The 6,543-nt window shown below is 72.7% G+C and carries 5 protein-coding genes; all 5 read left to right on the top strand.

Going from position 1 to position 6,543, the window contains the following annotated elements; translation table 11 throughout:
- Positions 1–138: 138 nt before the first annotated feature.
- The 5 genes from SRB5_RS35515 (at position 139) to SRB5_RS35495 (ending at position 6,402) form a co-directional block, all read left to right on the top strand.
- Positions 139–1,569, top strand: a complete 1,431-nt coding sequence (locus SRB5_RS35515) for an NAD(P)H-hydrate dehydratase (RefSeq protein ID WP_153457956.1) — start codon at positions 139–141, stop codon at positions 1,567–1,569.
- A gap of 87 nt (positions 1,570–1,656) precedes the next feature.
- On the top strand, positions 1,657–2,658 hold the full coding sequence (coaA, locus tag SRB5_RS35510) for a type I pantothenate kinase (protein WP_323379046.1): 1,002 nt from the start codon (positions 1,657–1,659) through the stop codon (positions 2,656–2,658).
- A 101-nt stretch (positions 2,659–2,759) separates the two neighbouring features.
- A complete protein-coding gene (locus SRB5_RS35505; protein WP_153457954.1) occupies positions 2,760–3,332 on the top strand; it encodes a Uma2 family endonuclease in 573 nt (190 codons plus the stop codon).
- A gap of 45 nt (positions 3,333–3,377) precedes the next feature.
- Complete coding sequence (locus SRB5_RS35500; protein ID WP_153457952.1) at positions 3,378–4,361, top strand: DUF389 domain-containing protein; 984 nt, start codon at positions 3,378–3,380, stop codon at positions 4,359–4,361.
- 106 nt (positions 4,362–4,467) lie between these two features.
- A complete protein-coding gene (locus tag SRB5_RS35495) occupies positions 4,468–6,402 on the top strand; it encodes a family 20 glycosylhydrolase (protein ID WP_323379045.1) in 1,935 nt (644 codons plus the stop codon).
- Positions 6,403–6,543 lie beyond the last annotated feature (141 nt).

The raw sequence follows: 6,543 nt of genomic DNA, 5'->3' as shown, positions 1-6,543 counted from the left end.
GTCCCAGTCCGTGTCCGCCAGCACCATCGCCTCGATGGCCTCGAAGGACGGCGCCGCGCGCACGATCGAGTGCGGGATCACCGACCCCCGCCCGCGTCAGCCGCCCCCCGCCGCGCGACGGATGCCAAACTGACCCCCATGCGCCAAGCCCACCCCGTCCAAGCCGTCCGCGAAGCCGAAGCCGCCCTCATGGCCACCCTCCCCGAGGGCACCCTCATGCAGCGCGCCGCCGCAGGGCTGGCCGCCGCGGCCGCTGACCTGATGGGCCGCGTCTACGGGGCCAGGGTCACCGTCCTCGTCGGCAGCGGTGACAACGGCGGCGACGCCCTCTACGCCGCCGCCAGGCTCGCGAGGCGGGGCGCCGCCGTCACCGCCGTCCTCCTGGCCCCCGACCGCGCCCACCCCGGCGGACTCACGGCCCTGCGCAGGGCCGGTGGACGCGTTGCCGCACCACACCCCAACCAGCTGACGGAAGCCGACCTGATCCTGGACGGGATCACCGGCATCGGCGGCAAAGGCGGCCTCCGCCCCGACGCCGCCGCCCTGGTCCGCGCCGCCAGCGCCCCCATCCTCGCAGTCGACCTCCCCAGCGGCGTGGACGCGGACACCGGCGAGGTCCACGGAGAAGCGGTGCGGGCCGCCGCGACGGTGACCTTCGGGACGTACAAGCCCGGCCTCCTCGTCGACCCCGCCCGTACCCACACCGGCGCCCTCCGCCTGATCGACATCGGCCTCACCCCGTACCTCACGGCCCCCGCGCTGGAAGCCCCCCAGCACGCCGACATCGCCGCCCTCCTCCCGCACCCCACCGCCGCCAGCGACAAGTACCGCAGGGGCGTCATCGGCGTGGTCGCCGGCTCCGAGCGCTATCCCGGAGCGGCGGTGCTCGCCGTGGCCGGCGCCCTGCGCGGGGGTGCCGGCGCCGTGCGGTACGTCGGGCCCGCCGCCCGTGCCGTCGTCGCCCGGTGGCCCGAGGCCCTTGTCCACGCCGGGCCGCCCGCGAAGGCGGGGCGGGTGCAGGCCTGGGTCGTGGGGCCCGGCCTCGGTGACGGGCCCGAGGCGCGGCAGGCCGTCGAGGAGGTGCTGGCTTCGGACGTACCGGTGCTGGTCGACGCCGACGGCCTGAGGTTCGTACACCCGGACGGCCTCGAGCGGCGGACCGCCCCCACACTCCTCACCCCGCACGCCGGAGAGGCGGCGGCGCTGCTGGCGGTGCCCCGGCCGGAGGTGGAGGCCCGGAGCCTGCAGCACGCGAGAGAACTCACCGCCCGCTACGGCTGCACCGTCCTGCTGAAGGGCTCCACCACCCTCGTCGCCGACGGCGACGCCCCCGTCCGCGTCAACCCCACCGGCTCCCCCTGGCTGGCCACCGCCGGCACCGGCGACATCCTCTCCGGCCTCACCGGCTCCCTCCTCGCCGCGGGCCTGACCACCCGGGACGCGGCGACCGCGGGCGCGTACCTCCACGGCCTGGCCGCCCGCGAGGCGGCACGCGGGGCCCCGATCGGCGCCCACGACCTGGCGGACGCCCTCCCGACCGTCTGGCGGGACGTCACACGCGGGGCGTGAGCCCACCGGGCACGCGGCGGACGTGAGCCCGCTCTCACCCGCGCCCCCCGAGGTGATCCCGGGCGACCCGCACCTGACAATGGCCGGGTGACTTCGCCTCTGAGCACCCTGCCCGCCGTGAGGCGGAGGAGCGCCGACAGCAGCCCGTACGTCGACCTCTCCCGCGCCGAGTGGAGCGCGCTGCGCGAGAAGACCCCGCTCCCCCTGACGGCGGAGGAGGTCGAGCGGCTGCGGGGCCTGGGGGACGTGATCGACCTGGACGAGGTACGGGAGGTCTACCTCCCCCTGTCCCGCCTGCTGAATCTGTACGTGGGCGCGACGCACGGCCTGCGCCGGGCGGTGAACACGTTCCTCGGCGACGCGGGGAACGGCCACGGCACCGAACAGCCCGGCACGCCGTTCGTGATCGGCGTGGCGGGAAGCGTCGCGGTCGGAAAGTCGACGACCGCCCGCCTCCTCCAGGCGCTGCTGGCCCGCTGGCCGGAGCACCCCCGGGTGGAGCTGATCACGACGGACGGCTTCCTCCTCCCGAACGCGGAGCTCCACCGCCGGGGCCTGATGTCGCGCAAGGGCTTCCCCGAGTCGTACGACCGCCGTGCCCTGACCCGCTTCGTCGCGGACGTGAAGGCGGGCCGGGACGAGGTCCGGGCCCCGGTCTACTCGCACCTGATCTACGACATCGTCCCCGGCGAGGAACTGGTCGTACGCCGCCCGGACATCCTCATCGTCGAGGGCCTGAACGTCCTCCAGCCGGCCCTCCCCGGCTCGGACGGCCGCACCCGCGTGGGCCTGGCGGACTACTTCGACTTCTCGGTGTACGTGGACGCGCGCACGGAGGACATCGAGAACTGGTACCTGGGCCGCTTCCGCAAGCTCCGCGAGACGGCGTTCCAGAACCCGTTCTCGTACTTCCGCAAGTACACCCAGGTCTCGGAGTCCGAAGCCCTGGACTACGCCCGCCAGATGTGGCGCACGATCAACGAACCGAACCTCCGCCAGAACGTGTCCCCCACCCGTGGCCGGGCCACGCTGATCCTCCGGAAGGGCCCGGACCACAAGGTCCAGCGGTTGTCACTGCGCAAGCTGTGAGGGCGGGGGCGTGCGCCTTCGAGTGTGCGCCCACCTGATCTGATCACGTTCGGCAGTCTTCCCCCTGAGCCTTCCCTGCGGGGACTACCGTCGGCGACACCATGACCCCCAGTACTACCGACCGCCCCGAGATGTCGACCGACGAGTTCGAGGAGATCGCCCTCAGAGCACCCGAGACCGTCTGGCTGGAGTTCCTCCGGGGAAAGCTCAAGGTCAAACCCGCCCGGGACGGCAACGGCTGTGAGACCGTCGCGTGGCTCAACCGCTATTTCCTGGAACGCCTCCCTGAACTAAGGCTCTACCAGATGCGGGGCCTCAGGGTTGGATCCCGTGGCGCGGATCGGATCCGCCCCGACGGTGTCCTCGCCCCGTACAGACACTACATCGGCACCGGTGAGTGGGCGGAGCCCGACGGCGTCCTGATGATCGTCGAGGTCATCTCCCGCGACGTCGATCAGCGCACCCGGGTCGAGAAGTCCCAGGGCTACGCCGCCGCCGGCATCCCCGTGTTCCTCCTCGTCGACCGCGACGCCCACAGTGTCACCGTCCACTCCGACCCCGAGGACGGTGTCTACCGCTCCCTCACCACCCGGCCCTACGGGACGGAGGTGGAGCTTCCCGACCCCGTCGGTATCACTCTCCCCACCGAGCAGCTCAAGGCGTACGCCGACTGAACCCGCGCCGCCCCGCCCGAACGGGCGGCCGGTACGCTCCCCCGCATGCTGCATGTGCGGATTCACGCGCCCGCCGGGCGTGCCGAGGAAGTGGTCGGGGTCATTCACAAGACCGTCGGGACCACGCATCTGGTCGTGCTGCCGGGGGCGTCCGTGGATCCCGCGGGGGATCTGGTGCTGTGTGACGTGGCGCGGGAGGCCGCCGACGGGCTGCTGCACGAGTTGCGGACGCGGGGGCTCTGCGAGGACGGGGCCGTCACCGTCGATCCCGTCGCGCTGACGCTGTCCACGCGGGCCGATCAGGCCGAGGCGGACGCCCCCGGGGAGGGGGCGGACGCGGTGGTGTGGGAGTCGCTGGTCGAGGAGACGCACGAGGAGTCGACGCTCTCCGTCACGTTCCTCGCGATGCTCACCGTGGCCACGCTGCTCGCCGCCTGCGGCGTGATGATCGACAGCGCCATCCTCATCGTCGGCGCGATGGCCGTGGGCCCGGAGTTCGGGCCGATCGCGGGGCTGTGCGTGGCCCTCGTACAGCGCAGGCCGAAGCTCGCGGCGCGGTCACTGGCGGCGGTGCTCGTCGGGTTCGCGGTGGCGATGGCCGTCACCGTGGGGTTCAGCCAGATGATGGACGGCCTCGGCTACTTCACGGAGACCATGCTGGAGGAGAAGCGGCCGCAGACCGGGTTCATCTGGCAGCCGGACGCGTTCTCGTTCATCGTCGCCGTGCTCGCCGGCGCGGCCGGCACCCTCTCCCTGACGTCGTCGAAGTCGGGCGCGCTGGTCGGGGTGGCGATCTCCGTGACGACGGTCCCCGCGGCGGCCAACGCGGCCGTCGCCGTCAGCTACGGCGACTTCCACCAGGCCCACGGGTCGACGTACCAGCTGCTGCTCAACCTCCTCGGCATCATCGTCGCGGGCTCGCTGACGCTGCTGGTGCAGAAGGCGTACTGGACGCTGCACGCGCCGCGGGAGATCTCCCGTTACGTACGCTCGCTGGGCATCGGCAGCGGTCCGCGGACGCGGCTGTAGGACCCGATGGGGGGATCCTCGGCGACGCCCCGCGCGCTGCGTGGACCCGCCGGGATCGCGCTGGTAGGCCTGGCGGCTCCGTGTCCCGGACACAGGGAGTCATGCCGTGGTCCGCAGTACGCTCGTCGCCGCCGCGTTACTCGCCGGCGCCCTCACCACCCCGCCCGCCCGGGCAGCCGCCCCGCAGCCGGCGCCGGTCACCGTCCCCGCAGTGCGGTCATGGGAGGCGGCCCCCGGCACCTGGGAGCTGACCTCAGCCACCCGCATCGTCGCAGGCCAGGGCCTCACCGACGTCGCGGGGATGCTCGCCGACGACCTCGCGGGCCAGGAGGGGGTCCGCCCCAAGGTCGTGAGCGGGGGGACGGCCCGTACCCACGACATCAAGCTCACCCTCGGGGGCGCCGCCCCGGGAGGCAGCCCGGAGGGGTATGAACTCAAGCTGGCCGACGCCGCGTCCGTCACGGCCGCCGACCGCCGGGGGGTGCTGTACGGGACCCGCACCCTGCTCCAGGCGCTGCGTACCGGCGCCAGGCCCGGCACGGTGGCACGCGGCACGGTGCGGGACTGGCCCACGCACCGGGAGCGGGGGCAGATGCTGGACGCGGGGCGCAGATACTTCCCCGTCGACTATCTGAAGCAGCAGGTCAGACAGCTGGCCTGGTACAAGCTGAACACCTTCCACCTGCATCTCTCCGACTGGAACGGCTACCGGATCGAGAGCAAGCGCTACCCGGAGATCGTCGCGAAGGACCACTACACCAAGGCCCAACTCCAGGACCTGGAGCGCTACGCGGCCCGCTACGGCGTCACGATCGTCCCCGAGATCGACCTCCCGGCCCACGCCGTCGCGATCGGCGACGCCCGCCCCGATCTGGCGTTCACCTGCCCGTCGATGTCCCGCCCGGCCAACAACTGGGAGGGCTCGGACCGGGGCCACTGGACGCTGGACTACACCAAGCCCCGGACGCGGGAGTTCGCGCGGACGCTGATCGGGGAGGTCGCGGACATCTTCCGCGGCCCGTACATCCATGTCGGAACGGACGAGGTGCCGCTGACACCGGCGCAGGAGGCGTGCCCGGAGCTGGTGGCTTATCAGCGGGCGAAGGGGTACCCGCAGGTCGGAGACGTACTGGTGGAGTTCATCAACGAACTGGACACCGCGGTACGGGGAAAGGGCCGGACGACGCAGATCTGGGAGTGGTGGGACCACAAGCAGAAGACGACCATCGCTCCCGACAAACGGATCGTCGTGAACGAGTGGAAGGGGGCACCCGGGGGGCGCGCGGCGCAGGGGTATCGGACGGTGGGGATGGAGGACGGTCCGCTGTACGTGAGCCCGGGGTTCGGCGGGGTGCCGGGAGCGTATGGCTTCTTCGACGTGCGCACGACGTACCGGGATTACCCGTTCGCTTCGGCGCCGGGGATCCTCGGCTACCGGGTGGCGCGGTGGTCGGACCGGACGCGGGGGATGTCGCTGGACGAGCTGGACTTCTTTGGGCGGCGGCCGCTCGCCGTGGTCGCCGATCGGACGTGGGCCACCGGGGCGGGGTCGGATGTACGAGGGTTCCTCGACCGGTACGACCGGGTGGGGGATGCCGCGGGGCCGGGGCTGCTGTCGCAGGCGGGATGGTCTGCTTCGGCCAGTAGTCAGGAGACGTCCGGGGAGCCGGGTGCGGCCGGGCGGGCGGTGGACAACGATCCGTATACGCACTGGCACAGCGCATACGGGGGGTCGCTGCCGCAGCAGCTGACGGTGGACATGGGCGGTGTGCGGCGGATCGCGGGGGTGCGGTATCTGCCTCGGCAGGACGGCGGGGTCAACGGGCGGGTGAAGTCGTACGAGGTCCTGACCTCGGCGGACGGACGGCGGTGGGGGCGGGCGGCGTCGGGGGTGTTTCCGGCCGGGCCGGCGGAGTCCGTCGTGCGGTTCGCGGCGGTGGGGGTGCGGTATGTGGCGCTGCGGGTGGTGAGCGAGTACGGGTCGGAGGGGCGGTTCGCGTCGGTGGGGGAGTTGGATGCGGTCGCGGGGACGCGGGGGTGAGGGGCCGCCCGGGGGCTGGAGGCGGCCGTGGTCTACGGCTACTTCCCGTGTGTGTCCAAGGGCGACGACCTGATCCTGCTGCACGACGACGGGAGTGAACGCACCCGCTTCACCTTCCCCCGCCAGCGCCGCGGCCGGCGC

Source organism: Streptomyces smaragdinus, from assembly GCF_009604385.1.
Taxonomy (GTDB): Bacteria; Actinomycetota; Actinomycetes; order Streptomycetales; family Streptomycetaceae; genus Streptomyces; species Streptomyces smaragdinus.
This window is presented reverse-complemented; position numbering and strand designations above follow the sequence as displayed.

Bases quoted from the DNA above. Each gene is read 5' to 3' on its own strand.
- SRB5_RS35515 (WP_153457956.1), top strand. From the start codon at position 139: ATGCGCCAAGCCCACCCCGTCCAAGCCGTCCGCGAAGCCGAAGCCGCC.
- SRB5_RS35505 (WP_153457954.1), top strand. From the start codon at position 2,760: ATGACCCCCAGTACTACCGACCGCCCCGAGATGTCGACCGACGAGTTC.
- SRB5_RS35500 (WP_153457952.1), top strand. From the start codon at position 3,378: ATGCTGCATGTGCGGATTCACGCGCCCGCCGGGCGTGCCGAGGAAGTG.